This is a genomic window from Sphingorhabdus profundilacus (assembly GCF_009769755.1).
Taxonomy (GTDB): Bacteria; Pseudomonadota; Alphaproteobacteria; order Sphingomonadales; family Sphingomonadaceae; genus Sphingorhabdus_B; species Sphingorhabdus_B profundilacus.
This window is the reverse complement of sequence record NZ_SDWJ01000002.1, coordinates 1,219,349-1,245,964: the sequence shown is the minus strand read 5'-3', so window position 1 is coordinate 1,245,964 and position 26,616 is coordinate 1,219,349. Positions and strand designations below refer to the sequence as shown.

At 55.1% G+C, this 26,616-nt stretch carries 24 protein-coding genes; 13 read left to right on the top strand and 11 right to left on the bottom strand.

All coding sequences use genetic code 11. The features are described from left to right. Positions 1–15 precede the first annotated feature (15 nt). Genes EUU23_RS13880 through hemC form a run of 3 tightly spaced genes read right to left on the bottom strand, consistent with a single transcriptional unit; the run spans position 16 to position 2,506 of the window. Positions 16–843, bottom strand: a complete 828-nt coding sequence (locus EUU23_RS13880) for an MICOS complex subunit MIC60 (RefSeq protein ID WP_160354635.1) — start codon at positions 841–843, stop codon at positions 16–18. 59 nt (positions 844–902) lie between these two features. Then, a complete protein-coding gene (locus EUU23_RS13875; RefSeq protein ID WP_160354634.1) occupies positions 903–1,556 on the bottom strand; it encodes a uroporphyrinogen-III synthase in 654 nt (217 codons plus the stop codon). Beyond that, a complete protein-coding gene (gene hemC / locus EUU23_RS13870; protein ID WP_160354633.1) occupies positions 1,553–2,506 on the bottom strand; it encodes a hydroxymethylbilane synthase in 954 nt (317 codons plus the stop codon). The genes EUU23_RS13875 and hemC overlap by 4 nt, the downstream gene beginning before the upstream one ends. A 42-nt stretch (positions 2,507–2,548) precedes the next feature. On the opposite strand from hemC, the gene tsaD reads away from it, so the two are divergent. From tsaD to EUU23_RS13855, 3 genes are read left to right on the top strand one after another with little or no spacing between them, the layout of a single operon-like run. Beyond that, complete coding sequence (tsaD, locus tag EUU23_RS13865) at positions 2,549–3,583, top strand: tRNA (adenosine(37)-N6)-threonylcarbamoyltransferase complex transferase subunit TsaD (protein WP_160354632.1); 1,035 nt, start codon at positions 2,549–2,551, stop codon at positions 3,581–3,583. Positions 3,584–3,594: 11 nt separating this feature from the next. Then, complete coding sequence (locus EUU23_RS13860; RefSeq protein ID WP_160354777.1) at positions 3,595–4,575, top strand: NAD(P)H-dependent glycerol-3-phosphate dehydrogenase; 981 nt, start codon at positions 3,595–3,597, stop codon at positions 4,573–4,575. 23 nt (positions 4,576–4,598) lie between these two features. Next, positions 4,599–6,116, top strand: coding sequence for a lipopolysaccharide biosynthesis protein (locus EUU23_RS13855; RefSeq protein WP_160354631.1), 1,518 nt, complete (start codon positions 4,599–4,601; stop codon positions 6,114–6,116). Here the strand turns inward: EUU23_RS13855 and EUU23_RS13850 are convergent. Continuing rightward, positions 6,113–7,108: an adenosine kinase gene (locus EUU23_RS13850; protein ID WP_160354630.1), complete on the bottom strand. Its 996-nt coding sequence runs from the start codon at positions 7,106–7,108 to the stop codon at positions 6,113–6,115. The two genes, EUU23_RS13855 and EUU23_RS13850, sit on opposite strands and share 4 nt — an antisense overlap. Before the next feature lie 73 nt (positions 7,109–7,181). Here EUU23_RS13850 and EUU23_RS13845 point away from each other — a divergent pair, with 73 nt between their 5' ends. Further along, on the top strand, positions 7,182–7,847 hold the full coding sequence (locus EUU23_RS13845) for an EI24 domain-containing protein (RefSeq protein WP_160354629.1): 666 nt from the start codon (positions 7,182–7,184) through the stop codon (positions 7,845–7,847). Further along, positions 7,847–8,206, top strand: a complete 360-nt coding sequence (locus EUU23_RS13840; protein WP_160354628.1) for a hypothetical protein — start codon at positions 7,847–7,849, stop codon at positions 8,204–8,206. The genes EUU23_RS13845 and EUU23_RS13840 overlap by 1 nt, the downstream gene beginning before the upstream one ends. 8 nt (positions 8,207–8,214) lie before the next feature. Here EUU23_RS13840 and queG read toward each other — a convergent pair whose 3' ends face one another. Then, complete coding sequence (queG, locus tag EUU23_RS13835; RefSeq protein ID WP_343032729.1) at positions 8,215–9,360, bottom strand: tRNA epoxyqueuosine(34) reductase QueG; 1,146 nt, start codon at positions 9,358–9,360, stop codon at positions 8,215–8,217. 48 nt (positions 9,361–9,408) lie between these two features. Here queG and EUU23_RS13830 point away from each other — a divergent pair, with 48 nt between their 5' ends. The 4 genes from EUU23_RS13830 to msrB all read left to right on the top strand — a co-directional run bounded on the left by EUU23_RS13830 (position 9,409) and on the right by msrB (position 13,636). Further along, positions 9,409–10,341, top strand: coding sequence for an ABC transporter ATP-binding protein (locus EUU23_RS13830; RefSeq protein ID WP_160354627.1), 933 nt, complete (start codon positions 9,409–9,411; stop codon positions 10,339–10,341). After that, positions 10,338–11,564, top strand: coding sequence for an ABC transporter permease (locus EUU23_RS13825; RefSeq protein WP_160354626.1), 1,227 nt, complete (start codon positions 10,338–10,340; stop codon positions 11,562–11,564). The genes EUU23_RS13830 and EUU23_RS13825 overlap by 4 nt, the downstream gene beginning before the upstream one ends. Before the next feature lie 252 nt (positions 11,565–11,816). Beyond that, on the top strand, positions 11,817–13,097 hold the full coding sequence (locus EUU23_RS13820) for a cytochrome P450 (protein WP_160354625.1): 1,281 nt from the start codon (positions 11,817–11,819) through the stop codon (positions 13,095–13,097). Between the two features lie 62 nt (positions 13,098–13,159). Then, positions 13,160–13,636 carry a peptide-methionine (R)-S-oxide reductase MsrB gene (msrB, locus tag EUU23_RS13815; protein WP_425505125.1) on the top strand — a complete coding sequence of 159 codons (477 nt, stop codon included), beginning with the start codon at positions 13,160–13,162 and terminating at the stop codon, positions 13,634–13,636. A 143-nt stretch (positions 13,637–13,779) separates the two neighbouring features. Here the strand turns inward: msrB and EUU23_RS13810 are convergent, their stop codons facing one another. From EUU23_RS13810 to EUU23_RS13800, 3 genes are all read right to left on the bottom strand, one after another. Next, the gene (locus EUU23_RS13810; RefSeq protein WP_160354623.1) at positions 13,780–14,313 is read right to left on the bottom strand and encodes a hypothetical protein; all 534 of its coding nucleotides are present in this window, start codon (positions 14,311–14,313) and stop codon (positions 13,780–13,782) included. A 117-nt stretch (positions 14,314–14,430) separates the two neighbouring features. Next, positions 14,431–15,408, bottom strand: coding sequence for a HupE/UreJ family protein (locus EUU23_RS13805; RefSeq protein ID WP_160354622.1), 978 nt, complete (start codon positions 15,406–15,408; stop codon positions 14,431–14,433). Then, a complete protein-coding gene (locus EUU23_RS13800; RefSeq protein WP_160354621.1) occupies positions 15,405–16,244 on the bottom strand; it encodes a peptidyl-prolyl cis-trans isomerase in 840 nt (279 codons plus the stop codon). The genes EUU23_RS13805 and EUU23_RS13800 overlap by 4 nt, the downstream gene beginning before the upstream one ends. 117 nt (positions 16,245–16,361) lie before the next feature. Here EUU23_RS13800 and EUU23_RS13795 point away from each other — a divergent pair, with 117 nt between their 5' ends. Together EUU23_RS13795 and EUU23_RS14005 are read left to right on the top strand one after the other, a co-directional pair. Then, positions 16,362–18,308 (top strand): TIR domain-containing protein, encoded by a 1,947-nt coding sequence (locus EUU23_RS13795; protein WP_160354620.1) that lies wholly within the window; start codon positions 16,362–16,364, stop codon positions 18,306–18,308. A 28-nt stretch (positions 18,309–18,336) separates the two neighbouring features. Further along, positions 18,337–18,588: a hypothetical protein gene (locus tag EUU23_RS14005; RefSeq protein WP_179956552.1), complete on the top strand. Its 252-nt coding sequence runs from the start codon at positions 18,337–18,339 to the stop codon at positions 18,586–18,588. Positions 18,589–18,714: 126 nt separating this feature from the next. Here the strand turns inward: EUU23_RS14005 and EUU23_RS13790 are convergent, their stop codons facing one another. Next, on the bottom strand, positions 18,715–20,730 hold the full coding sequence (locus tag EUU23_RS13790) for a S1 family peptidase (RefSeq protein WP_160354619.1): 2,016 nt from the start codon (positions 20,728–20,730) through the stop codon (positions 18,715–18,717). A gap of 101 nt (positions 20,731–20,831) precedes the next feature. Then, positions 20,832–22,820, bottom strand: a complete 1,989-nt coding sequence (locus EUU23_RS13785; protein ID WP_160354618.1) for a hypothetical protein — start codon at positions 22,818–22,820, stop codon at positions 20,832–20,834. A 231-nt stretch (positions 22,821–23,051) separates the two neighbouring features. On the opposite strand from EUU23_RS13785, the gene EUU23_RS13780 reads away from it, so the two are divergent. After that, positions 23,052–24,326, top strand: a complete 1,275-nt coding sequence (locus tag EUU23_RS13780) for a YceI family protein (protein ID WP_160354617.1) — start codon at positions 23,052–23,054, stop codon at positions 24,324–24,326. Positions 24,327–24,651: 325 nt separating this feature from the next. On the opposite strand, the gene ygfZ is transcribed toward EUU23_RS13780, so the two are convergent. Then, positions 24,652–25,383: a CAF17-like 4Fe-4S cluster assembly/insertion protein YgfZ gene (gene ygfZ, locus EUU23_RS13775; RefSeq protein WP_160354616.1), complete on the bottom strand. Its 732-nt coding sequence runs from the start codon at positions 25,381–25,383 to the stop codon at positions 24,652–24,654. 38 nt (positions 25,384–25,421) lie between these two features. Here ygfZ and pyrC point away from each other — a divergent pair, with 38 nt between their 5' ends. After that, on the top strand, positions 25,422–26,468 hold the full coding sequence (gene pyrC / locus EUU23_RS13770; protein ID WP_160354615.1) for a dihydroorotase: 1,047 nt from the start codon (positions 25,422–25,424) through the stop codon (positions 26,466–26,468). Positions 26,469–26,616 lie beyond the last annotated feature (148 nt).

Sequence of the window (26,616 nt, the reverse complement as noted above, 5' to 3'; positions counted from 1 at the left end):
GATTTATGACGAAATTTATTCGTTCACTGCTTTTGGCAAAGGCACATCCATCACCGACGGTGCCGTCACGGGAATAGAAGAAACCGGTAAAGGCGGCGCCGCTAGCGCGCTTCGTTCAAGGATATCAAGGGCTTTGCGCGTCTCGGCATAGGTGCGCGCCCGCGCTAACCAAGCCTGACCTTCGACCGAGTTGCTTCCGGGCATGTTCGATATTTCCAAGATAGCGCCAGCCAAATTACCTGATTCTACCAAGGCATGGGCGCGCAGCAGTCTTTGGGTTGGTGCCGGTGATAGCGATTCGGATTTTCGTAACACAAATAGTTCGGAAAACTCGCGCTGGATTGTGGCCCAAAATGTTTCTTCACGCATTCCGGTCAGCAACAGGTTTTCGATAGCAGAAAGTTCGGATTGCAACGACTGCAAAGTGACCGGAGTCTGCGCGGCCTGCAATATCGTGAATACCGCATCAGGCTGGCTTGTGCCGAACCGCACGCGCAGTTGGTCAGTCAAATAGCCCAGAGGCGCCCCGCTGTCGATCGCCCTGCGAGCTGCAAATGCAACCAAAAGCCCCTCTGCCCGCGCAGTATTTTCTGCGGCAATCGTTGAATCGATGGATGAAATGGCAGGAGGAACTGCAAATTGCGACGGTTTTGCTGCCTGCGTCCGCGTCGCCGCCGGAGAAGGCACGAGCTTTTCCTTCGCCGGTTCGAACCAGCCATAGCGATCAGCCAGCCACCAACTGCCACCCGCGCCACCAGCAAAGGCAAACAGAAGCATGAGCAAGATATGTTTCAACTTCACCCCGCCCCGCGGGGTTGCGGCATTCGTCGCAAAATCAGTCATTCAATCCCCTTCGTCCCAAGCATCTGTTAGGGATTACCGGTGCTTTTTGTAAAGCGCCTTTAGAGTTCGAACAAGAGGTGTTCGTCGGATGGGTATCGGGCAACACGGACCTTGTCCCACCCCGAACCGGCGGCCTGTGCAATTTTTTCGGAAAATACGGCAATTGAAATCTGTTTTTTTTCAATTCCTTGGTCCAAAATCAATTCTGAAAAAAGCATTGCGGCCCGGGAAGAATGCAACAAGACATAGTCCACATTCAACACAGATTCGGCAAAATTCTTCGGCTGGGGTAAAGCGACACTGCGGTAAACAATGTGGACGTCCATATCCATCCTCTGGGGCAACTCAAAATCCATATGGTCATCGCCAGCCAGCCAGAGTAACTTATGTGCTTGAATATGTGGTAAAAGTTGCTCCACGCCTTCAAATCCCACATATTCTACGTTAAATCCGTGGGACGTAGCGATATGTGCGCTATTTTGGCCAACAGCGAAGACCGGCAGGTGCGCCAATCCTTCTCGCTTTTGCCCGGCATGGCGAATGGCATTTGCGCTGGTTATCAATAACGCATCATATGTCTTTCGGGTATCGATTTCCCAATCCACAGGCTGCGCTTCAAAAAGAGGCGATACCACAGCCTCATGTCCCGCAGCCCGAATCCGGGCGGCTGTTGCATCGGCACCGGGTTGCGGACGGGTTACAAGTAGTTTCACGGATTAGGCCGTGAACTCATAAATAACCGACGCAGCCTATCACTCGATCTTTCAAGCAATTCGGTGGCGAGACGAGGCGGACCTTCACTGTCGTCGACCGCAAATTCTAAACTGCCACATTGCCTCTCGCTGCCATCTTCGGCCAATATTTCACCGCGCAGCACAATAGTCGCCACTGAACATGTCGCATGCGCCGCCACCGGAGAATGACAGTTGCCACCAAGCGCTTCCAAAAAAGCGCGTTCTGCGGATACGGCAGTGAATGTGGCCCATGCATTGACCGGCTGCAACAGCAAAGCAAGATCGTCGCGTTTCGCCAAATGATCGATCCCAATAGCGCCCTGCGCCGCGGCGGGAAGTATGGTTTCCGGGGCCAGGTTAGTCCCGACGTCCGATTGACCCAGGCGATCCAGTCCTGCCGCCGCCAAAAGCGTTGCATCAAATTCTCCAGCGTCGACTTGGGCCAGACGCGTCGCGACATTTCCCCGAATGGGTACCGTTACAAGATCCGGTCGTAAAGCCTTCAACTGTGCAGCTCGGCGCGGGCTGGAGGTTCCGACTTTTGCTTGATGGGGCAGTTCTTCGATACTTCGCGCTCCGATCAACCGATCACGCACGTCTGCGCGTGGCAACATGGCCGAGAGAATGAACAGTGGCGACCGCACGGTCTCGACATCTTTCATCGAATGAACGGCAATGTCGATTTCGTCTTCGACCAGCGCGCGCTCCAGTTCTTTGGTCCACAGGGCTTTGCCGCCTATTTCAGACAGGGGCCGGTCCTGTATCTTGTCGCCCATCGACAACATCGGCACCAGAATGACCGCATCTTCCGCAAACCCATGCGCCAGGCGAATAGCGGCAGCGGCCATTTCGGCTTGCGCCAACGCAAGCGGGGAACGGCGTGTGCCGATGCGTAAAGGGCTGAGCGAAGTAAAGTCAGGGACCGTCATGCCGCTTGTCCATAACGAGGCAGGCACCTATGGGAAAGGGCAATGGCAATTATTCTGGGACTTGAATCTAGCTGCGATGAAACCGCAGCGGCTATCGTGCGTTCGGATCGAACGATATTGGCGCACGCACTTGCCGGACAGGAAGACCACCACCGCGCCTTTGGCGGGGTCGTCCCCGAAATTGCGGCCCGCGCCCATGCTGAACTCATGGCCCCGCTGGTGCAGGCGGCGCTCGCTGACGCAGGCATGACCTTGCAAGACATGGATGCCATCGCTGCGACTGCAGGTCCCGGCTTGATCGGTGGTGTGATGGTCGGACTGGTGACCGCAAAAGCCTTGGCGATGGCTGCGGACAAGCCTCTTATCGCCGTCAACCATCTTGAAGGACACGCCCTTTCCCCCCGTCTGGTCGACGCTGATCTTGCATTTCCCTATTTGCTTTTGCTTGTGTCGGGTGGGCATTGCCAGTTGCTGCGCGTAAACGGAGTTGGCGATTATAATCGGCTGGCCACGACCATTGATGACGCAGTAGGTGAAGCGTTCGACAAAACCGCCAAGATTTTGGGACTGGGTTTTCCAGGTGGTCCTGCCGTCGAACGGGCCGCCGCGAACGGAAACGCCAGCGCGGTTCCATTGCCCAGACCGCTAAAGGGTGCCGATGAACCACATTTCTCTTTTGCAGGGCTGAAAAGCGCAGTCCTTCGGGCGCACGAAACGGGGAAATATCGGGTCGAAGATATCGCGGCGTCCTTTCAACAGGCTGTTGTTGAATGTCTTTTGGACAGGCTGCGCTATTCAGTTGACCGCATCAATCCCCTGCCCGCATTGGTGGTGGCAGGCGGTGTTGCTGCCAATGGGGCGATACGGGCAATGTTAGCGGACTTTGCAGCAGCGCGCGGTATGCGTTTTGTTGCGCCACCTTTGTGGCTGTGCACTGATAATGGCGCAATGATCGCATGGGCCGGAGCCGAGCGCTTCGCCGCTGGCTTGACTGACGGGCTCGATTTCGTTGCCCGACCACGTTGGCCCTTGGACCCGGATGCACCCGCCGCTAGGGGCGCAGGAGTAAAAGCATGAGCGATGCCAGAATCCCGATAGGCATAATAGGCGGCGGCGCATGGGGCACGGCGCTTGCGTCAGTGATGGCGCAAATTCATCCCGAAGTCCTGATCTGGGCGCGCGAGAAAGATGTCGTCACAGCAATAAACGAAACGCATGAAAATAGCCTGTTCCTGCGCGGATTGAAGCTCGCATCCAACATCCGGGCTACGGGTGATTTGACTACCATGAAGGCATGCGGCGCGCTTCTGATCGTCACACCTGCCCAGCATGTTCGCGCGACCCTTTCCGCACTTCCGCAAACGGAAGCGCCCCTGTTGCTCTGTGCAAAGGGCATAGAGGCGGGCACAGAAATGCTGATGACGGACATCGCATCCGAAGTCAGGCCGGACAACCCACTCGCTGTACTATCTGGCCCCACCTTTGCACATGAAGTGGCAGTCGGCAAACCGACCGCTATCACGCTTGCCACTGCCAACCAGGCCTTAGGCGCCATGCTGATGCACTTAATAGCCGCCCCACATTTCCGGCCCTATTGGTCCGATGATGTAACCGGCGCTGAAATTGGAGGAGCGGTAAAAAATGTTCTCGCGATCGGCTGCGGCGTTGTCGATGGAGCAGGCCTTGGCCTCAACGCGCGCGCCTCGCTTATTGCACGCGGATTTGCCGAAATTCAGCGCTATGGCCTTGCGCGCGGTGCACGGCCAGAAACACTCGCCGGATTATCGGGGCTGGGTGATTTGGTTCTGACATGTAGTTCCGAAAATTCCCGTAATTTCTCTCTTGGTCGCGGTTTAGGCCAAGGACTCTCGGTAGACGCCCTACTCGCGGACCGAAACACAGTGGCCGAAGGAGCGTTTACCGCCCCGGTGCTTTTGCAATCAGCCCAAAAACTGGGCATCGACATGCCGATTGTAGCGGCTGTTTGCGCTTTGCTGGGGGGCAAGGCAAATGTCAGCGACGTGACCACCGCGCTGCTATCGCGTCCCCTGAAAGCCGAAAGCTGGTAAGTCGCCAGCGATTGCGCTAGCATATGGCCAACAGGGATGAGATATTGACCGCAGTCCGGACCGACGAGGATGACATTCAGGCGCTCGCAAAAGGTGGGCGGACGAACGTCTTTGGCTTTCTGCTGCGTCTTGCAGCGCGCATTCCGTTTCTTTTCATCGCCGGTCGCCTCTATGGCCCCGAAGCCTTGGGCCGCTTTGCATATGCCATATTGATTGTCGAATTCGTCGCCCAATTGGCGACGTTGGGCCTAAGGCGCGGCTTGGCGGAACTATTGTCCCAAGGCGAACGCCCGCATGCCAATTTGGTGGCCGATGCCATGTTTTCCGCGATGCTCGCCTCCGCACTTGGCGCCATACTTTTGATAGCCATACCACAGACCATGTTTCCCAATAGTGCCATTAACGGACTTGACCGCTTCTTACCGCTGGTCATCTTTGCGATTGTTGCCACCGACATTGCCTTGGCCGCATTGGCTTACCGCTTTGATATTCTGTCAACGGTGCGCGCGCGCGCCATAATTGAACCTTGGACCATCAGTATCGCGGCAGGAATCCTATATTTTTACTCCGCACGTGACGGGCTGATCCTTGCCTATGTAACATCATTGATCGCTGCTTTGCTCTTTGCGCTTTGGCCCCTTTGGCGCAGCTATGGTGTTGCCTGGGGTTGGATACCAAGTTTTTCGCGGTCCTATGCCATTGCCCGCCGCAATCTTCCCCTCGCCGCTGCAGATGCTGCCGAATGGGGAAGCCGAAGGCTGGACCTTGCCATATTGGGCCTGTTTGCATCGCCCGCCATCGTTGGCATTTACTATGTCGCGCAACAGGTCGCCAGTCTGCCACAAAAACTGAAAACCAGTTTCGACCCTATTTTGGGACCAGTGATCACACGCAATTTAAAGTCTAAAAATTATGCCGAAATTGCCCGTCAAGTGGGGCAAGTGGGTTTCTGGATCATCGCTGCCCAAGCCGGGATTGCGCTCGCGCTTGGCATACCGGGCGAAGCGGTAATGGGACTTGTAGGCCCGGAATTTGTCGGCGGCACGGGCGCTTTGGCATTCCTGCTCGCGGCGGAGGTCGCTGCCGCCACCGCAGTCGTCAGTGAATCCGCTCTTGTATATATGGCCCGCCACCGCAATTTGCTGATTTCCATTGCTATGCTCGCGGTCCAGGCTTTGGTGAGCGTGGGCCTTATCCTGCTTATTCCCTATTGGCCGATCAAACCATCCTATGTCGGGCTTTATCAGGCAGCAGCGGTTGCCTGTGGGCTGATGATTTCTTTGGGAATAGGTTCAATCATCAAATCCAGCTTCTTAAGCCGTCTGCTCGGTCATGGCATCAGCATCTGGCGCAGCGCCCTGGTCTTCGCCGTTGTCGGCGCAGCCTGCACAGGCATGCTTATAGTCAGTGTCCCGGCCCGATTTGAATGGGTCGAACTGGCCATCGGCATCCCGATTATATTAGGTCTATATAGCTGGATAATCTGGCGCTGGGGATTTGGTCCGGAAGACCGGGTCTTGTTCCGCAAAAAAGCGGGCTAACCGAACCTTTGACGCACCAATTCGGCGATATCCGCTTCGGGCCGGGCGCCATAATGCGAGATGATTTCAGCGGCGCAAACGGCCCCCATCGTCAGGCATTCGGCCATCGGCCTGCTCTGGGCAATCCCTGCAAAAACACCTGCGGCGAACAGGTCACCTGCGCCTGTGGTGTCGACAAGTTGCGTGACAGGCTCCGCCGACACCGCGGTGCGAACACCATTTTCCACTGCAATCGCCCCGTGTTCGCCGCGGGTGCACACGAGAAGAGGAACCTTGGCCGCGATCGCGGCGACCGATGCTTCAAAATCATCACTACCATGTAACGCGCAAATTTCGACTTCATTGGCAAACAAAATATCGATGCGTCCCGCCTCCATCTCGGCAAGAAAATCGGGGCCGTGCCGGGAGATAACAAATGCATCCGAAAGTGTCAGCGCGACCTTGCGTCCCGCAGCGCGCGCCACGTCAATGGCGTTCCGCATGGCCGCACGCGGCTCCTCCGGGTCCCACAAATAGCCTTCGAGATACAGGATCGCCGCGCTCTCGATCAGTTCTTTGTCGATCAAACGCGCCGGCAAATATTGCGAGGCGCCCAGGAATGTATTCATCGTGCGCTGGGCATCGGGGGTCACCAGGATATAACAGCAGGCCGTGGCCGGAGCACCATCACGCGCCTGAATGTCGAAATGGATCCCGCCTGCGCGGATGTCGTGCGCGAACACATTACCAAGCTGGTCATTTGCGACCTGACCGATAAATGCGGTTTTATGCCCCAGCCGTGCCAGGCCAGCCAAGGTGTTTGCGGCCGAGCCACCGCTGATTTCACGTGCCGGTCCCATATGATCGTACAGCGTCCTCGCGCGATCTTCGTCGATCAGCTGCATGCTACCTTTGGTCAGGCCCTGTTCGGTGATGAAGCTATCGTTTGTTTCGGCGATAATATCCACAATCGCATTGCCGATTGCGAGCACGTCATAGCGAATTTCAGTCATATAATATCCTGTTTACGGTCCGGCGCGCCCTAGTGGGATTGGACATTTCGAGCAAGCGCTTTAGAGTGGAACGATGATCCAAGCACTTATGTTGTCGTTCCAAAGCCTGACGGACCGACGTGTCGCACTGCTGATGGCCAAGGTCATCTTCCTTACCCTTGCTGCATTTGTGCTATTGGGTGTCGGCCTTTGGTATGGCGTAAACGCCTTGTTCGATTGGTTCAATCTGGCCGACGACGGAACCTGGACAATGTTGCTCTCCGTGGCACTATCGCTGTTGACCGCAATCCTGTTGTTTCGTGTCGTCGCGATTGCAATGACCTGGATCTTCGCCGATGATATAATCGATGCCGTTGAAGACCGACATTATCCCCAGCATGCAGAACGGGGAAAGCGACCGGGCCTTGCGACCGGAGTTCAAATGGCAGCCCGCTCGGTCATCCGCGTGATTGCTTACAATATATTGGCACTGCCCATTTACGTCCTGCTGCTCTTTACCGGAATAGGTACCGCAATTGCCTTCCTGTTGGTCAACGCGCTGCTGCTAGGTCGGGATCTGGAAGATATGCTGATTGCCCGCCATGGCAAGGATCATGGTTCGATTCGCAAACTGCCCCGCCTGCTATTGGGGCTTTTTGGAACCGCAGGGATGATGGTACCTGTTCTCAATCTCTTCATACCTGTTCTGGCAACCGCCACTGCGGTGCATATGGTCCATTCGGGAGTGGCCAAATTATAATGTATAAATGGTCTATCTTGTTGTACGCGGCGGCCACCGCCAGTGCGTCTGCCCAAATCGGCGCAGACCGCCAGATATCCAGCGTTCCCGCACGCCCTTCGCTTGAAAAAAGGGGTGTTGCGTTGGTCATGGGAAAAGATACAGCTACGTTGAAACGCCTGTTTGGTGAGCCACGCCTTGACATTATCGAAGTTTACGGTCGCAAATTGCAGTTCACCGGCAAGGTCTGCATTCTTGATGTCTATCTCTATCCTGATGGAAAGGGAGGAACAGAAATCGTAACCCATGTTGATGCCCGCCGCAGTGACGGTGCCGAAGTCGACCGTGCGGCCTGTATCGAGGCGTTGATCCGGCGTTAGGGGAACTATCACCAGAGTTCGTTTTCCCCCGCGCTGAAGTCCCATTCGGTACGTACCACCGAACTTCCCTCATTTTCCGCCAAAAGGGTTTTCATTTCGTCAAATTCATCAGGAGAAATCCGCCCCAACGCCCAAATAGCACTTGCCCGCACCCCATCATCGCTGTCGCCCAACAAATGGATGACCCCCGGTAGCAAAGACACATCTTTGCTATTCCCCGCCGCGATCAGAACGTTGCGTACAAAACGGTTGCGGCCAATCCGCTTGATCGGTGATCCCGAAAACAGCGTGCGGAATGCAGCGTCATCCAATGCCAGCAAATCGGCGAGGCGCGGAGCGACAAGCTCAGCCCGCGGCAGAAATGCTTTGTGCGCCGCCGCGGTATTGGCAAATTTGTTCCACGGACACACCGCCAAACAGTCATCGCAGCCATAGATATGATTGCCGATCAGGGGACGAAGCGAGCGATCTATCGGCCCTTTATGTTCGATTGTCAGATAGGAAATACACCGCCGCGCATCAACCTGATAGGGCGCGGGGAAAGCGTCCGTGGGGCAAATATCCTGACAGGCACGACAGGAACCGCAACGGTCACCGTCAGCCCTATCCGGTTCCAAATGTGCCGTCGTGTATATCGCCCCCAAAAACAGCCAACTGCCATGTGCGCGGCTGACGATGTTGCTATGCTTGCCTTGCCAGCCCAGACCGGCGGCCTCTGCCAACGCTTTTTCCATCACCGGTGCGGTATCGACGAACACCTTGACCCCTGCATCCGCGGTATGCGCCAACCAGCCTGCCAAGCGTTTTAGCGCACCCTTGACAACATCATGATAATCGCGCCCCTGGGCATAGACCGAAATGCGTCCGCGTTCCGGATAATCTGCCAGCGCCATTGGGTCTGCATAGGGGGCATAGCTCATGCCCAGCATGATGACGGACCGAACCTCGGGCCAAAGCACATCAGGGTTAGCCCTTTGATCGACGCGGCTTTCCATCCACAGCATGTCGCCATGGCAGCCGTCATCCAACCATTGGCGCAAACGAGCACCCGCCGCAGGAGCCAAATGGCCCGGTGCGATGCCAACAGCCACAAAACCTTCGCTTGCGGCTTGGGCTTTCAACGCGTTAACCAAATTTGTCTTGTGTCTTTTCACACGCCAACCCTATTCAGCACCTCTATCTTATCCGGGGCGCGTTTTAGAATGTATGCAATCGAGGCACAGGGAATTGTCAAGCAGTTCGACGGATTTCGCGCAGTAGACGGGGTTGACCTGAAAGTACCGGTGGGCAGCATTTATGGCATATTAGGCCCCAATGGCGCAGGCAAGACCACGATGCTTCGCACTTTGTTGGGCATTATCGACCCCGATGCCGGTGTGCGAACCCTTCTTGGCTCTGACCGGCCCATCACCCAATCACGCAATGTGGGATATCTGCCGGAAGAACGGGGTCTGTACCAGTCCATGCGCGCGGTCGATACCATCGCCTTTATGGGCGCGCTGCGTGGCTTGTCGCTCAAGGAAGGTAAAGAGAAAGGCCGTGCGTTGTTGGAAGAGGCAGGCCTTGGCTACGCCGCCGACCGCCAGATCCGCCAACTTTCCAAGGGCATGGCGCAAACCGTGCAGTTGATGGGCACCATTGTACATGATCCCAAATTGATCGTGCTGGACGAACCCTTTTCAGGTCTCGACGCACTGAACCAGGCAAAGCTTGAAAAAATGATCCGCGCCCAGGCAGCAAGAGGTGTTACGGTCATTTTTTCAACCCATGTCATCGCGCATGCCGAACGCCTATGCGAACGTATTGCCATCATTGCCAAAGGCAAGATCAGTTTCGACGGGCTGGTGTCCGAAGCCCGTGACCGACTGCGTCCACAAGTGCATCTGGAAACCGAAACGCTGGATGGCATATGGCGCAAGGCCTTGCCCGCCGACACACGCGCCGAGGGCCATTGGTGGCATTTCACACTGCCCGAAACCGGCGTAGAACCTTTGCTCACAGCATTGGTAGAAGGCAAGGCAGGGATCAAATCGCTGTCCATCGAACGCCCCGGTTTGCACGATGCGTTCGTTGCCATTGCAGGCGAGTCAGTCGCGGCCGAAATGGATGAACCCATAGCAGGAGAAACGCTGTGAAAGAGATACTCCGCGCCGCTTTTGTAATCGCCCGCCGCGATTTTTCCGCGATCATTTATTCCAAGGCCTTCATTTTCTTTTTGCTGGGGCCTTTCTTTCCGGTTCTTGTAGGCATTGCAGCAGGCAGCCTTGGTGGCCAGATTGCCCGGGAAGCCGCGCAGCCAGTGGTCGGCCTAGCAATGGCCCGAGCTGATTCCCAAAAACTGATAGACATGCGAGAAAAGCTGGCGGTCAACATGGGCGAGAGCTATTTTACCCAGATGAAAATTGTCGGCGATGCGACCAGCGACGGCGGCAAGAACCCGCAAGATTATCTGAACAAAAAGGAAGATAATCTTAGCGTTGTTTTGACCGGGACGCTGGCCCGGCCCATTGTCACGGGAACAAAGAGGTCGGTTGACCGCGAAAGCGCAAGCATTGAATTACTAACGGCGCACGCGCTAAACCCCGGTGCGGTGACATTGTCGGACGCCAAGGCGGACTTCGTGGCCGAAACGGCAAATAATGATAAACAATTGCGAACCGTCACCGCGCAAGGTGGACAGGTTCTGGTCTTTTTCCTGACTATGTTGCTCGCCGGTATGGTGTTGTCCAATCTGGTCGAGGAAAAATCGAACAAGATTATCGAAATACTGGCCGCATCCATTCCCATGGAATCCGTTTTTCTAGGTAAGCTTTTTGCTATGCTCGGCATGGCGTTATTGGGGATATTGGTCTGGACGACCGTGGGCGGTATAGGGTTACAGGTGACGCAAGGACTTCCCAATTTCCCGACGCCTGCTGTCGGATGGCCCATCTTCATTACATTATGCTTTACCTATTTCATCATGGCCTATCTCATGCTTGGCGCGCTGTTTTTGGGGATTGGTGCCATGGCCGCAACGGTGCGCGAGGTTCAGACTATTTCGATGCCGGTCACGATGGCGCAGCTCATCAATTTCTTTTTCGCATCCTATGCCTTGACTAAAACAGGCCAGCCCGTCGAACAGTTCGCCGCGATCTTCCCGTTCAGTTCACCTTTCGCCATGATTGGCCGTGCCGCGCTGGAACCGACATTATGGCATCATGGGGTGGCAATTGTGGGCCAGTTATTTTTCGCCATCCTTCTGCTTCGTCTCGGCGTCTGGCTATTCAAGCGTAATGTGATGAAATCAGGCAATGCCGGTCGAATCAAGGGTGACGGTAAACGTAAATTGTTCGGACTGATTGCGGTCGGCGGGTAAAATGTGCCGAACGTAAGATGGAGTCAAAACCCATTCATATGGGTTTTCGAGGCGTAAAAATGGCGGAGATATAGCCCAAAATGGGCGCCGCCAATCGTAACTCTAGCAGCAGGCGTTTTTTGGCTTGAGGTCGAAGCCAATTTTGACGCCTCGCATCTGCAGTTTAGTGATCCTGCCCATAAGTTGCGTATCGAAACGGGATTGACATATTTGTAAGTAGTGGCAGTTTCTTCACTGAGAGGAATTTATATAATGGCCACAGCACCCGTCTTTGAAAATGATTCGCTTCCATGGGAAATCAACAAAGCTCCGCATCGTTGGGATGTGACCCTTCCTGAAATATATACGGAAGATCGTTGGCATCCGATATTCAAGGAAATGCGTGAGAAAGCACCGATCAACAAGATTGAGGGCAGCGGTTTTGGCAGTTACTGGAACGTCACAACGTTAAAAGCCATTCAACATGTAGAAGCGTTGCCAGACATTTATTCTTCGTCCTTTGAACATGGGGGCATTACGCTGGTTGACGAAGAATCGCTGGATGAACCGATTCCCGAAGACCAGAAAATCATCATGCCGATGTTCATTGCCATGGACCGGCCCAAACATACCGAGGAACGCAGGGTTATAGCGCCTGCATTTACGCCTGGGGAAATGGAGCGGATGTCGAGCGATATTCGCCAACGCACCGGTGAATTGCTGGATTCGTTACCGGTCGGCCAATCCTTTGATTGGGTCGACCTGGTTTCGATTGAATTGACGACCCAAATGCTGGCGTTGCTGTTCGACTTTCCGTGGCAGGATCGGCGCAAATTGACCGAATGGTCGGATTGGGCCGGCGATGTCGAACTGTTCCGCACCGAAGAAACCCGCAAGGCCAGGCTGGAAAAAATGTTCGAAATGGGTGCCTATTTCCAGGGCCTTTGGGAAGAACGTAAAAACCGGGGTGAGGCACCTGATCTTATCAGCCGCATGATCCATTCGCCGATGAAGGACATGAACCAGTTCGAATATATGGGCAATTTGATCCTGCTGATCGTCGGCGGCAATGACACCACCCGCAATTCGATGTCGGGTTATGCTTATGGCTTGCATTCGTTTCAGGACGAGCGGGAAAAGCTGGAGAAAAATCCGGAATATATCCCCAATGCGGTCAGCGAAATTATCCGCTGGCAGACGCCGCTTGCACATATGCGGCGCACGGCATTGCGTGACCATGATCTGTTCGGTGCGCCGATCAAGGCTGGCGACAAGATCGGCATGTGGTATCTGTCCGCCAACCGGGATGAAACGGTGTTCGACAATCCGGACAAGTTGATTGTTGATCGCGAAAATGCGCGGCGACATTTGGCGTTTGGCTATGGCATCCATCGCTGTGTGGGTGCGCGGCTTGCTGAACTGCAAATCCGTATCCTGCTCGAAGAAATGGCAAAGCGGCGCTTGCGGCCCAATGTGCTTGGCGAACCCGAGCGTGTCGCAGGATGCTTTGTCCATGGATATCGCAAGATGATGGTTGAACTGTCGAAATATTGAAACCTTTTGGTCTGCTGGTACGTATTTACATCTGAAATCAGATTAAGGATATCGCCATGCAGATGAACAAGCGCCAGTTTCTTTCCTTTGGCAGTGTCGGGGTTGCCGCCTTCATTTTCGGCTGCGGCGCCGACGCGACAGCCAAAACACGCTATGCCGTGACATATAGCGACGCCGAGTGGAAAAAACGGTTGCCGCCTGCGGCCTATCGCGTGTTACGGCAAGAAGATACCGAAACGCCCTTTACCAGCCCGCTGAACAAGGAAAAGCGCAAGGGCACCTTCGTCTGTGCAGCGTGCAGCCAGCGGCTGTTCTCGTCCACAACCAAATATGACAGCGGCACTGGATGGCCGAGTTTCTGGCAACCCTTGGCAGGCGGGGTCGGCACAAAGACCGACTATAAAATTGGCCTGCCCCGCACCGAAGTGCATTGTGCACGCTGCGGCGGGCATCTGGGTCATGTGTTTGACGATGGACCCAAGCCCACCGGCAAACGCTATTGTATGAACGGCGTCGCTATGAAGTTTCTGCCGGGCTGAGACGGGGTGATGATGACCTTGAATATCGTCATTTTGTTTAAGGTCAGGACCACTTAAATGCGCTTACACGATTTGAGGTCATTTTATTCAGGACAAGGACGGAAGCCTGGGACAAATTGAGCCAATAATTATGCGTTCGGGACCTAATTCACCCGGCGCATGCGGATGGCTCTTTGCCCGGCTATATTGGCGAAATAGCTGCCCATTGCGGCTTCACGGATTTTGATATCCATGCCCTTTGCCGGGCTGCGAACCATGGTCTGGGAATCAATTTGCATCCAACGGGCACCATTGTCCAAAATGATGGTCCATTGGCCATGCCCTGTCTGAAAGGCGGTATCGATTTTGGCGACCAGTTCGAACTTTTCCTGTTCCTGTTTGTCATTGCCAAAGATTTTGAGTTTAGGGATGGAAAAGCCGAACAAGCCACGCTTTGCCTCTTTCATCGATGCCGTGTCGGCCAGGACCAGTTCGTCCTTTTTTTCCGCTTCATCCATCGCTGCGGTCTTGGCATCATAACAGGCAAGCCGTTGGGTTTCGTCCGATATCGAACGGCACCGCAACAGGTCTTCAAACACTGCTGGGCGAATTTCGGGGGCTGCATTGCCCTGTGCGATGGCTGGGGCTGCCGATGCGGCCACGTAACCGATCAATGCCAAAATCCAATTTGCCCGCATTTCAAGCACCCTTTTCTAATCAGCAATTCCAAAGAGAATAGAAGCTTAGCAATTAGGGGTCGGGGACTGCAAGCCCTACCGGCGCGCGGGGTCAGTATTTGACCGACTTTGGCGCCATCAGGAAAATGTGCGTTCAATGAACCAGAAACTTGCGGTGATGCCGATGGCATAAGTCGCCATGGTTATGACCGGGACCAAGGCCGTCGCGAACAATCGCCTTATCGTTTCCAGAAGCATCAAAGTTGCCGCGATAATCACAATTTGGCCCGCCTCGACCCCTAGATTGAAAGTGACAAGGGCGATGGATACATCCTGCTCGGGCAAACCAATCTCTTTCAACGCACCTGCAAAACCAAAGCCATGTAAAAGACCAAAGCCGAATGCAACAATCCACGGGGCGCGTTCCGACAATCGCTTTTGGTCCGGTTTACGTTTGATGATTTCGACAGCCAAAAACATGATCGACAGGGCAATAACGCTCTCCACAGGATTTTGCGGCAGGCCGATCCAGCCCAATGTCGTGCCTGCCAAAGTCAGCGAATGCGCCAAAGTGAATGCCGTCACCGCTTTGGCAATCGTCCAGAAACCCTGTAACAACAGAACCAGTGCCACAACGAATAGCAGATGGTCATATCCGAACAGGATATGGTCGATACCGGTCAGGAAATAGGTTTGGGCAACCTGCCAAGTACCTGCCCTAGCCTGAATGATCGTGCGTGGTTCGGCAGGTGTCAGGCGCATTGCCTGCACCGGCCGTGCCAAAGGCGCCACGCGGACGAGCACGTCGGATTGCGCCGTTTCGAAATTTTCCAGTCCGATGAACTGGCCAGAGACATCACCTCGGCAATGCACCGCCGAACGCGTGGTTACCGCCGCATCAGACAATTGCCGAGCCGCTATGCCCGTCATTTGGCAACCGGCTGGTAATTGGGGTCGGGTCAAAGGCGTAAACCCTCCTTGCAGCGGGATTTTCCAGACTATGATCCATTCATTTGCAGACTTTTGTTCAAATTCTACATAGCCGGGCCGCAATTCGTCTGCATGGACAGGGGCCTGAACCGCCAGCAAAATCAGAAGCCATAATAGGCGTGTCATGGTTTGGCTATCTTTATGGAATATCCGTCCAACAATGCTTGATAGGCTTTTGCTTCGCGCACTTTTGCGCTGTTGACGCGCCAGTCATTTTCGACCGCCTGCCGGACCTCGGCCAATATGGGCTTGCCCGCTGGTTGGACGACGCGGACCCGAACGAGATGAACCCCGAAACCCGATTTGACTGGCCCGGTCCAGCCGCCTTGCGGGGCAAGCGCCAGAGATCGGGCGAACGGATCACCAAATTGCCGCGCAATGTCCGACCGCGCTGCTGCATCCATTGACCGGGGAAGCGAAATCGGCCGACCCAAATTGCGCCAGTCACCGCCCGATGCCAAAATCTGTAACATCGCCGCTGTGCCATCAGTATCGGTCTCGCCTAGATAGATCTGGTCAAAACTGAACTCGACCTCTTCAGCGAACCTTTGTGGGTGCCGGTCAAGCCAGCGTTGCAATGTCCGTTCATCGGGCCTGGCACTTTCCGTTTGTGCGACGGCCAGGAATTCCATCTTGGACCGCAAACGCCGCCGAATGACCGTATCATCCTCATCAAGGCCGATCCGCTTTGCCTCCCGATAATAGATTTCTTCTTTGATATAGTCGCGGATCAATCCGTCTATCTCTGCCTGGGTCGGTGGACGCCGCCAAATCTGTTCCCAACTGGCGGCAAGACGCTGCACGGTATCTTCGGAAATGACGATGGTTCTGCTTGCCGGGTCGACCGCGTCCCCACGCCACAGCGAAAGCAGAAACACCAGCAGCCCGGCGACGATAAAATGCAACAATGGTTCACGAAGCAAGGCACGCGTCTGTAGCCGCAGCTTTTCGAGGATGTTCATTTTATTTGCCTAAAGCGCCATCAAAATGGTTGCAAGCACCGATAAAGAATGTGAGAAATAGGCGGATTTCGGGCCTGCTTTTTCGGGCTTTGCTGCAACTGGGGGGCACGCATCGATTTGACTGACCGCGACCCGACAACTGATAATTCCGATCCGCAGCCATCGACTGTGTTCTTCAGCTATTCGCGCGAAGATCAGGCGCGGGCCGTGCCGATAATAGGTGTTATCCAAGATGCCGGTTTTACCACATGGTGGGACGGGTTGCTTGAAGGAGGCGAGCGGTTTTCAAAAGCGACGGAGGATGCGCTTGACAGGGCCAAAGCCGTGGTTGTCCTGTGGTCCCGAACATCGGTCCAGTCCCATTGGGTGCGTGACGAAGCCACACGCGGCCGCGACCGGGGCATTTTAATACCGTTATCGCTGGATGGCTGTGAACCACCGCTGGGTTTTGGACAGTTTCAGGTTATCAATCTGGCTCAATCCAGAATAGACAGTTCGGACACCGAAATTCTTCGCATGTTGCGGGCCATTGCGGCATCGCATCGCGCGGTCCTTTCCATTCCGATTGCCCCTGTAAAACAAAGCAGAAAAATAGGACGGCGTTTGGCCATCGGCGGCGGACTATCGGTGGCTGCGGCGGCTGCGGGTATAGCTATCTGGAAAGGAAATATGCTCGGCAGCCCGGCCATCCGCAACAGCGTTGCCGTCTTGCCCTTTGATAATTTGAGTGGGGACCCGCAGCAACGGTATTTTTCCGACGGGCTGGCATCTGAAATCCGGTCCAATCTCTCGCGCAACGGGTTATTGGAAATTGTCGGGCAAACTTCGTCCAACCAGTTTCGAGAACATAGCGGTAATGCGCGTTCGATTGCCAAAGAATTGAATGTGTCATTCCTGCTGGATGGAAATGTGCAGCGCGTGGGCGACAGGGTAAAAATTGCGGCGGAGTTGACCGATGGCCGAACAGGAACGACCCAATGGTCGCGAATTTTCGAACGGCAATTGGCTGATATTTTCGCCGTACAAAGCGAAATTGCTACTGCTGTTGCAGGGGCGCTATCTGCGGTGATGGATGAAGGTTCGGCTGGTAAAAAGGCCCTTCAGGTCGGTGGTACGAAAAGCCTGGCCGCTTTCGATGCGTATCTGCGCGGGCGCGATCTTTTTGAATCACATATTGACGAAGCATCCGAGCGGGCGGCGCTGGCGAAGCTGGAACAGGCTATTGCCATCGATGCTGATTATGCCGCCGCCCGGGCCCTGCGTTCGCGCACTCTTGCGGTCATCGCCAACCAATATGCAACAGCCGTTGAACGCAAGGCCTTGTATAACGAAGCGGTGTCCGAAGCGCAGCAGGCGACGCGCAACGCGCCAAATTTTGCACCTGCTTATGCTGCCTTGGGCTATGCCTTGTTTTACGGGCGGCTCGATGCGGCTGCGGCCCGCGCACCTTATGAACGCGCACATCAACTGGCACAGGGCGATGTCGATGTACTTAGTCGCTATGCTGTATATTGCGCGCGCACGGGACGCTTTGTCGCCGCCGAAACGGCCATTAACAGGGCCGCTGTGCTAGATCCGCTCAATTCGTCCATGTTCAAATCCGCAGGTAATATCAAATATGCGGCCAAAGCCTATCAAGCCGCGATTGGTTTCGGGCGCAAGGCGTTGGCGCTCAGCCCGCAGCGCGGCACATTGCATGGCGATATCGCAAATGCCTATTTCATGCTGGGCGATCTTGACAAGGCGCAGGCGGAATTCGCGCTGGAAAGCAACAGCCTTTTAGCGCTGCCCGGCGATGCCATCATCGCCCACAGGCGCAACGATAAGGGCAAGGCGAACGCGGCGCTGGCTGCGCTGATTGCCGAACATGGCGATAATGCGCTGTATCAACAGGCGCAGATATTTGCCCAATGGGGCGAAATCGAAAAAGCCTTTGCCGCACTCGATAAAGCCTATGCCGCAGCGGATTCAGGGCTTGTTTATTTGCTGAATGATCCGTTCCTTGAACCGCTGCGTGCAGATACCCGTTTTATTGCCTTGCTACGGCAACTGAAATTTGTGTAACTTCATATTTCCTGAAGGGGGAAAGATTATGCATAAGATCATTTTATTGTCGTCTGCTGCCATTTTGTCGCTGGGCGTAACCGCCTGCAATAAACCCGAAGCGGAAAAAGCTTCCGAAGAAGTTGTCGCTGATGAAACTGTTGTGGCCGAACCGGTTGCTGAAGATGCCGCTGCCAAGACCGAAGAAGGCACGACGGATCAGGGATCAACAGACCAAGGTTCGACGGATCAAGGTTCGACCGACCAGGGTTCGACGGATCAGGGTAATACTGAACAGTAATCCGAGATTTCCGAATTGGCCGTGAACCGATAAATATCGCTTCGCTTGATCGTCACCCTGATCCAAATGGTGCTCAGCACATTTGCGGTTTCAGGGTGACGGCGGAAAAAGACAGAACCTTCATCCTCAAGGCATGGGTTCAACAGCGTTCGAGATTGCGCGCACGCGCGTCTCTGCATTTTTGATCCATGTCGTGTATTGCGCCAGATCGACGAACAGCGATGGATTTTGCTTCCCATTTTCATTCGCGCCGCATCCCACACCGCCAGATACCAGACCAACCTGAACAACACGTCCATTGGATTGCTGGATAACAGGGCCGCCGCTGTCCCCGCGACAGCTGAAACTGTTGCCCGGTTTTGTGCGGTCTTCTGGCGTGATTGCACAAATCTTTTTGTCGATATTTTGATAGCCGGACAAAAGCTTGCAAGCGTTGGTATCATAAGCCTGCATGGCAGCTATCCTGAGTTTATCCTGTGCAAATTGGGGGCCTGCCCGTGTTCGTTCATGACGTTCCGTCCGGCCAACTACCCCGGTAAAACCCCAGCCGAGTACGCTGATTTTCGATCCAGCAACAACCTTGCTGAATCCGGCCACATCATCGGGTAATTTGATTGCATATTGCGTTGCCGGCGCTGCGATGGGTTCGATCCGCACGACCGCAATATCATCCTTTTGACTGCCCGGCTTATACCCTTTGTGCACCACAGCCGATACAATCCGGTACCGCGCACCGCCTTGGCTCAAGGTCTGCGTACCCACAAGAACTTCGCGGGTACGTAGAACATTTGTGCCGTCGACCGGTGGATGTGCAACGCAATGCGCCGCCGTCAAAACAATATTCTTCGCAATTAACGACCCCGCACAACGATGATAGAGTTGAAAAGGCAATTGCTTCGCCAGTGACTTGCCCTTGGCCCCTGCCTCTGTGTCCTTGGCAATTTGCGCCTTGCTATAGGTTTGATTGGAATAGATTTGCACCTGCCAAGGCGCGAAGCCTGCCTTTGCAACATCTCCGCCACCTACTGTCACCGTTTTTTTGACGACGGCGGCAATGGTTTCGACGTTCATGCTCCACCCCCGGTCCCACAATGCGCTCCCGCGGGGAATGGAAATATCTTGCCCGGACAGGATAGCGCACAGGCTTTCTGCGACTCCTTCGCTACATTTCGAAGGGTCGATTTTCCCAATGTCGCTAAGAAACAGAGCATCATCAATCGGACGATCGGACCGGAGTATGAAGATATGATAGCGCCCCTGCTTAAGCTCGACAGGTTCGCCTTTGGCTTCCACCATCGCGCCGGGTTCAAGGGGCGTTGGGCCACCTATGACAAGGCGTAATTCATTTTCCGGGTCGATCAGAAACACATATACAAATTGTGGTTCCTGGCTTTCGTTTCGAAGCGCAAAGTGCACCTTATCATTGGTGCCCAGATCCGTTATCCGGGATTGACCTGTTTCTGGACATGGCCGGTCACCTTTTTCAGCGCACAGTGCATATTCACGTGCATTGGCGGGGAAAGAATTGGCAATAAGGGCGCGCGCGCGAATGATTTTGGCGATCTCGACGTAGAATTTTTCCGCAAATCCCGGGGCATCAGGATTGCCGATCATGATCGCAGAATTCACTTCGCGTGATATCGCCACGGCGTCGTAATTATTGGCAATAAAGGAAATGTCCGTGTCAGCCATGTCTATAAATGGCGGCTGGTGCAACATATCGATCAGGACCAGTTGCGACGGGTCGTCGAAAGAACGGCTCATTTCGAATTCAGCAGGCCAGCCAATTTGCAACGCCCAATCTCTGGCGACAAAATCCTGCATCCGTTTCATGTCGCGGCCCAAATTCTGTCGAAACCCAATGGTGATCGGACGTTGATCCGAACGGGCATCAGCCGTGGGCTCATTTGCGCCGATAATCCACCCCGACGGAACAGCGGTAGGAAGGGAATTTGGCGCAGGCACTGTCTCTGCCGATGAGTCACCTACATCGTCGAGCGGCAGCCCGTCTTGATAGGCATCAAGTTGCTGTGCGAAAGCATTCTGCACGCTGCAAAATGCCGTCAATAGCAACAGCCCGGTAACCAGATGACGATAAAATACCCATTCCGAAGGCTTTATTCCACGAACATGCTGCGTCATCTTCCCCCCATTGGAAGCAACCGGCGCGACCCGTTCCTGAACCAGTATCACAGTACAGCTTTTTACGTAATACTTTTGCCTGTTACGGGGAATTTGCCCCGTTAAACCGGGACCGTGATATGCTTTCCGCCAAAGACTGCCTGCCAGTTTTCAATTTCGTCGACGACGATATCGTCTATCGCATGGGCAAGACCCGAAACGCGTGAATAGGCGATGTCGCAATCGGGCGCGTCCAGCAGAAATGCGATGCGCGTTTCTACATCGCCCAGCTTTTCTGCCGTTATTTCCGATATTGCGGCAAAGCGTTCAAAGTCACCGAAATAATGGATGCCGGCAAAGGCGCCACCTAATGTGGGAAACAAGACCCCCAAAAAGGTGAAGGACTTGGCTACTGCATGGGGCAAATCATGCGGCAAAACTTGCATAGCGGCTCCAATTTCGATCAAAAGGTAAACCGTGACCGAAAGAACCGCCAGCAAGAATAACAGCTCGGAAGTGCGATGCAGATTATGCTGTGTACGCTTGAGACGGATCGATTTGCCCTGATGATAGCTGCGTTGTGGCAACACATGATGGTCACGCATCAGCACAAGGGCAGCACGCAGAAATTCAGATGTCACTTTCATATGTGGCAACCCCACACCACGCATGGCGTGCCGGACATGCCATTCAGGCCAATTGCCCTTTGATCCGCGCGGCCACCGGCCGGTTGACCGGGCCGCCCCCAATAACAACAATATTGGCGCATGCCGGAAATATTCGGCGACGCGCCGGGTTTCAAACCAGCGTTCATGCCAATGCCGCCTTTTGCCGGTTAGAAAGATCAGGACGATCGCCGCCAAAACCAGAAATTCAAACGCAGCAAAGCCCCATTTGGCATCAATCGATGCAAAGGGCAGATAGGCAATGCCCCCAATAATCGCAAAGGCCGATAACAAAAAACTGGCGACCATTCCACCGCGATAAGCATCCGATAGCCAGGTCGATACGCCGTCCGCCCAGGCAAATGGCTGCAATATGTCGGTCGCGATCCGTTCGGCAATGACCGGATCCCCGCCGGGAAGGGATTTTGCAGCCTTCAGCATGGGCGCACCGCTGCCCGCCGCTATGGCATCAGGATGTTCGTAATATTGGGTAAGGCTTCGAAAAGCGCGGGCCCCGGGCGTTCCAAACACCGCCTCAACCCGTCGATAAGCCTGAAACAGCGCTGTGCTTTTGGCGCGCCATTTCCGGTTGGCAGGTTCATTTTGCCACTTGTCGCCAACAGGACACAGGGTTTCCCGGACAATTGCCCTGATTGCGGATTCGGGGTTTGGATCGGGCGCGCGCCGGGTCAATCCGGCCAATTCTTCGGTTGCGCGCAAGATATGCCAGCCATAGGGATTGGCGGCATCAATCCAGATGACCGTAATGCCCTGTTCCAAAGCACTTTCGATGGTGTGCCGCGTGCCGCCCACTGTCCCCCGCGTCACGCCGTCCCATATACCTACCAGAATATCGGAATGTTCGACCATGACCCGTGCGGCCATCGCTGCGCGGTCGGAACATATTCCGACAAAGGCCTGTTCTGCCAAACGGTCATCCGGCGCGCCAAGATGTGCGCGATAATAAGCCTCAACGTCTTTGTCCTGTTCCGCCAGTTCGAACAGGCTGACCTGCTTTGCAATCGTCTCGATCTCAGCCGCCCGCAATGCCGTATCGGGATCGGCAGCGGCATGACCCTCCAGCAAGGCCTGCATATCGGCAAGGTTGGTAGGATGCGCGTTGATCGCCAGATTGAGCGCCCGCCCGAATGGCAAAGGGGCAACCACCGGCCATCCCTTAGCCCGCGCCGCATCAACGGCCATGATATCTGCCCCATAGGCCAGCATGGAGTGCAGGCGGACAAGCGGTAAGCTGCCTTCGTCACTGTCATTCAGCGTTTCATGCGCGACCCGTTCCAGCAGATCGATCAACCGGGACAGACTTTCCGAAATTGCCATTCTGTTGTGCGAAAATATCGGATGGCGGCTGCGATGGCCCGTAATTCCGATATCCAGTATAATCGGCGGCGTGCGTAAGCCCGAAATGCCGCCATTTTCGCTTAGCATGCAGACACCCCAATCTTTCACAGACCCATTTTAAGGCCAGGACACTCAGCCGAACCCCGGCTGCTATCATCATCAAGGTTGGCGGCCATCTGGCACCGGTTGCAGGATTAAGGGCAAGATCAGGGGTCGAGCCTTGCCATAACATAGCGATCTTGGTATCGCAAATCCGCGATCGTTTGTTTTTGGTTATGGCCCCCATGACCGACATTGTTATTTATCGAGAGCATATTCATGACAAACGCCCGTTATTCTTTCATCGCGATGCTATTGCACTGGTCTATTGCACTTGCGCTTGTTTTCCAGATTGCGCTGGGGTGGCAGTTTGAAACTCTCGAACGCGGGGCCAATCTGTTTGGCCTTTTTCAGCTGCACAAATCGGTCGGCATTGCGATTTTGGTTTTGTCGATCCTGCGTCTCGCTTTGCGGTACACCTTGCCAAGACCGGCGGCATTTGCTGATAATATCTGGTCCCAACGTGCGGCCAAAATGGTTCATGCGGCATTTTACATCGTGATGATTGGCGGGCCGGTAACCGGCTGGATTCTGGTATCAACCGCCAAAATCGGTATTCCTACCATGCTGTTCGGCACGATCCCCTTACCGCATCTGCCCATTGGCAAAGCATTTCATGAACCTGCCGAAATCGCGCATGAACTTTTGGCTTGGGTGGCTATCGGCTTGCTTGTTCTGCATGTGGCAGGCGCATTGCGGCACCAGTTTTTCAAAGGCGAAAATATTCTGGGGCGGATGATCCCATGGGCAGTTCGGCGCGGGGGGTCGGTTCTTGTGACCCTGTCCGTCATTTTTGCAGCATTTGGCTTTGCATTCTGGAACGGGTACACGATCAGCTCGGCTCTGCCTGAAAAGACGGCGGCGCCCGTTTCTGCCACGCCTGCTGCACCAATTGCGACGCCATCGGCAACCGATACCAAAGATGGTGCGGAAAATACCTCTGAAGGTTTGGCCGAGGCAGCACAAGAAACGCCCGTTGCGGATACCGCCGTAAAACTTGCAGATTGGCAGATTGCGCGCGGTGGCCGTCTTGGCTTTACCGTCGATTGGAACGGAACGCCAATCAATGGCAGCTTTGGGCGCTGGACCGGCGATATCCACTTTAGCAAGGACGATCTTGCCCGTTCGGCGATCACGGTCAATGTTGACCTTGGTTCGGCCACTACTTCGGATGCACAGCGCGATGAAATTTTGCTAGGCGATAGTTTCTTCAATGTGGCCGCGCACCCCAAAGCGACGTTCAAATCTTCATCCATCACCCATGTCGGCGGCGACACCTATCGGGCGCGCGGCACATTGAATCTGAATGGCCGAACGCAGCCTTTATCGCTCGATTTCAATCTTAAGATTAACGGGCAGTCCGCGAAAGTATCGGGCACATCGCGGATAAAGCGCACGGCATTTGGCGTAGGCAGCGGCGAATGGGCGGCGACTGATGAAGTGGCGGACAATGTATCGGTTTCGTTTAACTTTTCTGCCAAGGCCAAAAACTAATTCGGACAAATTCCGTGACCTTCTGCCGATGTGCCATTGTTGCAACAGTCGCAATTTTAATGTGCCTTTTGCGTGATTTGCCCTGTCGTGTTTCGCGATGTTTCTTGACTTAAAAAATGATGCGCTTATGCAGATTAGACATAGAAAAGAATCGGATGTGGGGGCATGCTCCTCGATAGAGTGCCATTCCGGTTTGATAATGCCTGACGGTGAATTGCGACCCCACCGACAGGCATCTAAGCTCTCCTCTTCCCACAATGAGGGGAGCATATTTTCAAAAATCATTGCGCTTGTTCAGGTCCCAAACTACTGACTTACCATTTCGTCAATGCGTGACCCCCAAAGCAGCCCGCTGCCACTCCGGCAACTCCAGCCCCGCCATATCCTCCACCCGCCGCAACTCGACCGAGAGCCCAAGCTCCGGATAGGCCATCCGCTGTCTTTTGGGGTCGGCGTTCGCCAGCGGGACGACTATCAGCCGGCGGTTGACTTTTTGCCGCCAGTTCATCCGCGCGGTATTTTCCTGTCCCACATAACATCCTTTGGAAAAGGACACGCCCCCCAGCTCCGCCGCGTTAGTTTCCAGCCAGAGTGTCTGGTCGCTACCAAGTTCGGCCAGACCTTCCGCGATGCCGAGCGCCAGCCGGTGACGGCGGAAGGTGGCGCTTGTGTCCGCATCGTTAGCGTCGACGGGCGCAATCCAGCGGCGGCCAAGCGCGGGGTGGCGCGGGTCGCCTTCGCCTTCGGGTGACCAGAACACGCCTAGGGTATCATCGACTCCAATGGCAATCTTGCGGCGCAGGCGATAGATGGACAGCCGCCGTGCCAGCGCCTCGGCCTGTGCGGCCTCGCAATCGATCAGGATATCCGCGCCGCCGTCCCACAGGATGAAATCAAACAGAGCCTTGCCCTGCGGCGTAAGCAGTCCGGACCATGCGGGCAGGGTGCCTTTGCTGTCCTGTGTCACCAACCCTTGCAGAAATCCGCGTACATCTTCGTCCTCCTCGGTGGGGGAGAGGCGGAGGACGGCGCGATCGAACAGGCGGGGGTTGGACATGCGTGACAGATAGGGTCCGCTTCGCCTAAAGGGAAGGGATGACTGACAGCTTGACGATCCGCCGCCCCGATGACTGGCACCTCCATTTCCGCGATGACGCCGTGATGAACGGGGTTGTTCCTTTTACCGCCCGGCAATTTGCCCGCGCCATTGTGATGCCCAACCTGTCGCCGCCCGTGACCAGCGTCGAAGGCTGCGCCGCCTATCGCGACCGAATACAGGCGGCTGTGCCTGCGGGGGTGGATTTCACGCCCTTGATGACAGCCTATCTGACCGATGATGTGCGCGGCGACGAACTGGCGCGGGGCTATGCCGAGGGCGTGTTTACGGCCGCCAAGCTTTACCCTGCCCATGCCACCACGGGCAGCGCGCATGGCGTGACCGACATCGCGCGGATCATGCCCGCGCTCGAAACAATGGCGTCGGTGGGGATGCCCTTGCTGATCCATGGCGAGGTGACCGACAGCCATGTCGATATTTTCGACCGTGAGGCCGTGTTTATCGAGCGTATTTTGACCGGCCTCGTCCGGAATTTGCCCGAACTCAAGATCGTGTTCGAACATATCACGACTGCCGATGCCGCCGCCTTTGTCGATGCCAGCGGACCCAATGTCGCCGCGACGATCACGCCGCAGCATCTGCATATCAACCGCAATGCGATGTTTGAGGGCGGGATGCGCCCGCACGCCTATTGCCTGCCCGTTGCGAAGCGCGAGGTGCACCGGCTTGCGCTACGCAAGGCGGCGACATCGGGCAACGCCAAATATTTTCTCGGCACAGATAGCGCGCCGCACGCCCAATCGGCAAAGGAAAGCGCCTGTGGCTGTGCGGGCATTTTCAACGCACCCTATGCGCTGGAAAGCTATGTCACGGTGTTTGACGAAGAAGGTGCGCTTGACCGATTCGAGGCCTTTGCGTGCGAGAACGGCCCACGTTTTTATGGTCTGCCCTTGAATAAGGGTACAATCACGCTGGAGCGCGGGTCAACCAATGTCCCCCATACGGTCGATGCCAATGGCACCACGATCGTGCCTTTCCATGCAGGCGAGACGCTTGGTTGGGTTGTGGCTGCTGCGGACCTTTGAAAGTCCTCCCCGCGACTATCGTCTCATAGGTTCGCAAATCCTGCTTCCCTCCCGTTAGTGGGAGAGGCCGACTTTTTTGCCCCCATCACCTCCAACTTAGGCCAGGGTAAAGGTAAAGCGATGAAGAAGGGTATTTCGAACCCCCGCA

Bases quoted from the DNA above. Each gene is read 5' to 3' on its own strand.
- EUU23_RS13880 (WP_160354635.1), bottom strand. From the start codon at position 843: ATGACTGATTTTGCGACGAATGCCGCAACCCCGCGGGGCGGGGTGAAG.
- hemC (WP_160354633.1), bottom strand. From the start codon at position 2,506: ATGACGGTCCCTGACTTTACTTCGCTCAGCCCTTTACGCATCGGCACA.
- tsaD (WP_160354632.1), top strand. From the start codon at position 2,549: ATGGCAATTATTCTGGGACTTGAATCTAGCTGCGATGAAACCGCAGCG.
- EUU23_RS13855 (WP_160354631.1), top strand. From the start codon at position 4,599: ATGGCCAACAGGGATGAGATATTGACCGCAGTCCGGACCGACGAGGAT.
- EUU23_RS13850 (WP_160354630.1), bottom strand. From the start codon at position 7,108: ATGACTGAAATTCGCTATGACGTGCTCGCAATCGGCAATGCGATTGTG.
- EUU23_RS13845 (WP_160354629.1), top strand. From the start codon at position 7,182: ATGATCCAAGCACTTATGTTGTCGTTCCAAAGCCTGACGGACCGACGT.
- EUU23_RS13840 (WP_160354628.1), top strand. From the start codon at position 7,847: ATGTATAAATGGTCTATCTTGTTGTACGCGGCGGCCACCGCCAGTGCG.
- EUU23_RS13830 (WP_160354627.1), top strand. From the start codon at position 9,409: ATGTATGCAATCGAGGCACAGGGAATTGTCAAGCAGTTCGACGGATTT.
- EUU23_RS13820 (WP_160354625.1), top strand. From the start codon at position 11,817: ATGGCCACAGCACCCGTCTTTGAAAATGATTCGCTTCCATGGGAAATC.
- msrB (WP_425505125.1), top strand. From the start codon at position 13,160: ATGAACAAGCGCCAGTTTCTTTCCTTTGGCAGTGTCGGGGTTGCCGCC.
- EUU23_RS13810 (WP_160354623.1), bottom strand. From the start codon at position 14,313: ATGCGGGCAAATTGGATTTTGGCATTGATCGGTTACGTGGCCGCATCG.
- EUU23_RS13805 (WP_160354622.1), bottom strand. From the start codon at position 15,408: ATGACACGCCTATTATGGCTTCTGATTTTGCTGGCGGTTCAGGCCCCT.
- EUU23_RS13800 (WP_160354621.1), bottom strand. From the start codon at position 16,244: ATGAACATCCTCGAAAAGCTGCGGCTACAGACGCGTGCCTTGCTTCGT.
- EUU23_RS14005 (WP_179956552.1), top strand. From the start codon at position 18,337: ATGCATAAGATCATTTTATTGTCGTCTGCTGCCATTTTGTCGCTGGGC.
- EUU23_RS13790 (WP_160354619.1), bottom strand. From the start codon at position 20,730: ATGACGCAGCATGTTCGTGGAATAAAGCCTTCGGAATGGGTATTTTAT.
- EUU23_RS13785 (WP_160354618.1), bottom strand. From the start codon at position 22,820: ATGCTAAGCGAAAATGGCGGCATTTCGGGCTTACGCACGCCGCCGATT.
- EUU23_RS13780 (WP_160354617.1), top strand. From the start codon at position 23,052: ATGACAAACGCCCGTTATTCTTTCATCGCGATGCTATTGCACTGGTCT.
- ygfZ (WP_160354616.1), bottom strand. From the start codon at position 25,383: ATGTCCAACCCCCGCCTGTTCGATCGCGCCGTCCTCCGCCTCTCCCCC.
- pyrC (WP_160354615.1), top strand. From the start codon at position 25,422: ATGACTGACAGCTTGACGATCCGCCGCCCCGATGACTGGCACCTCCAT.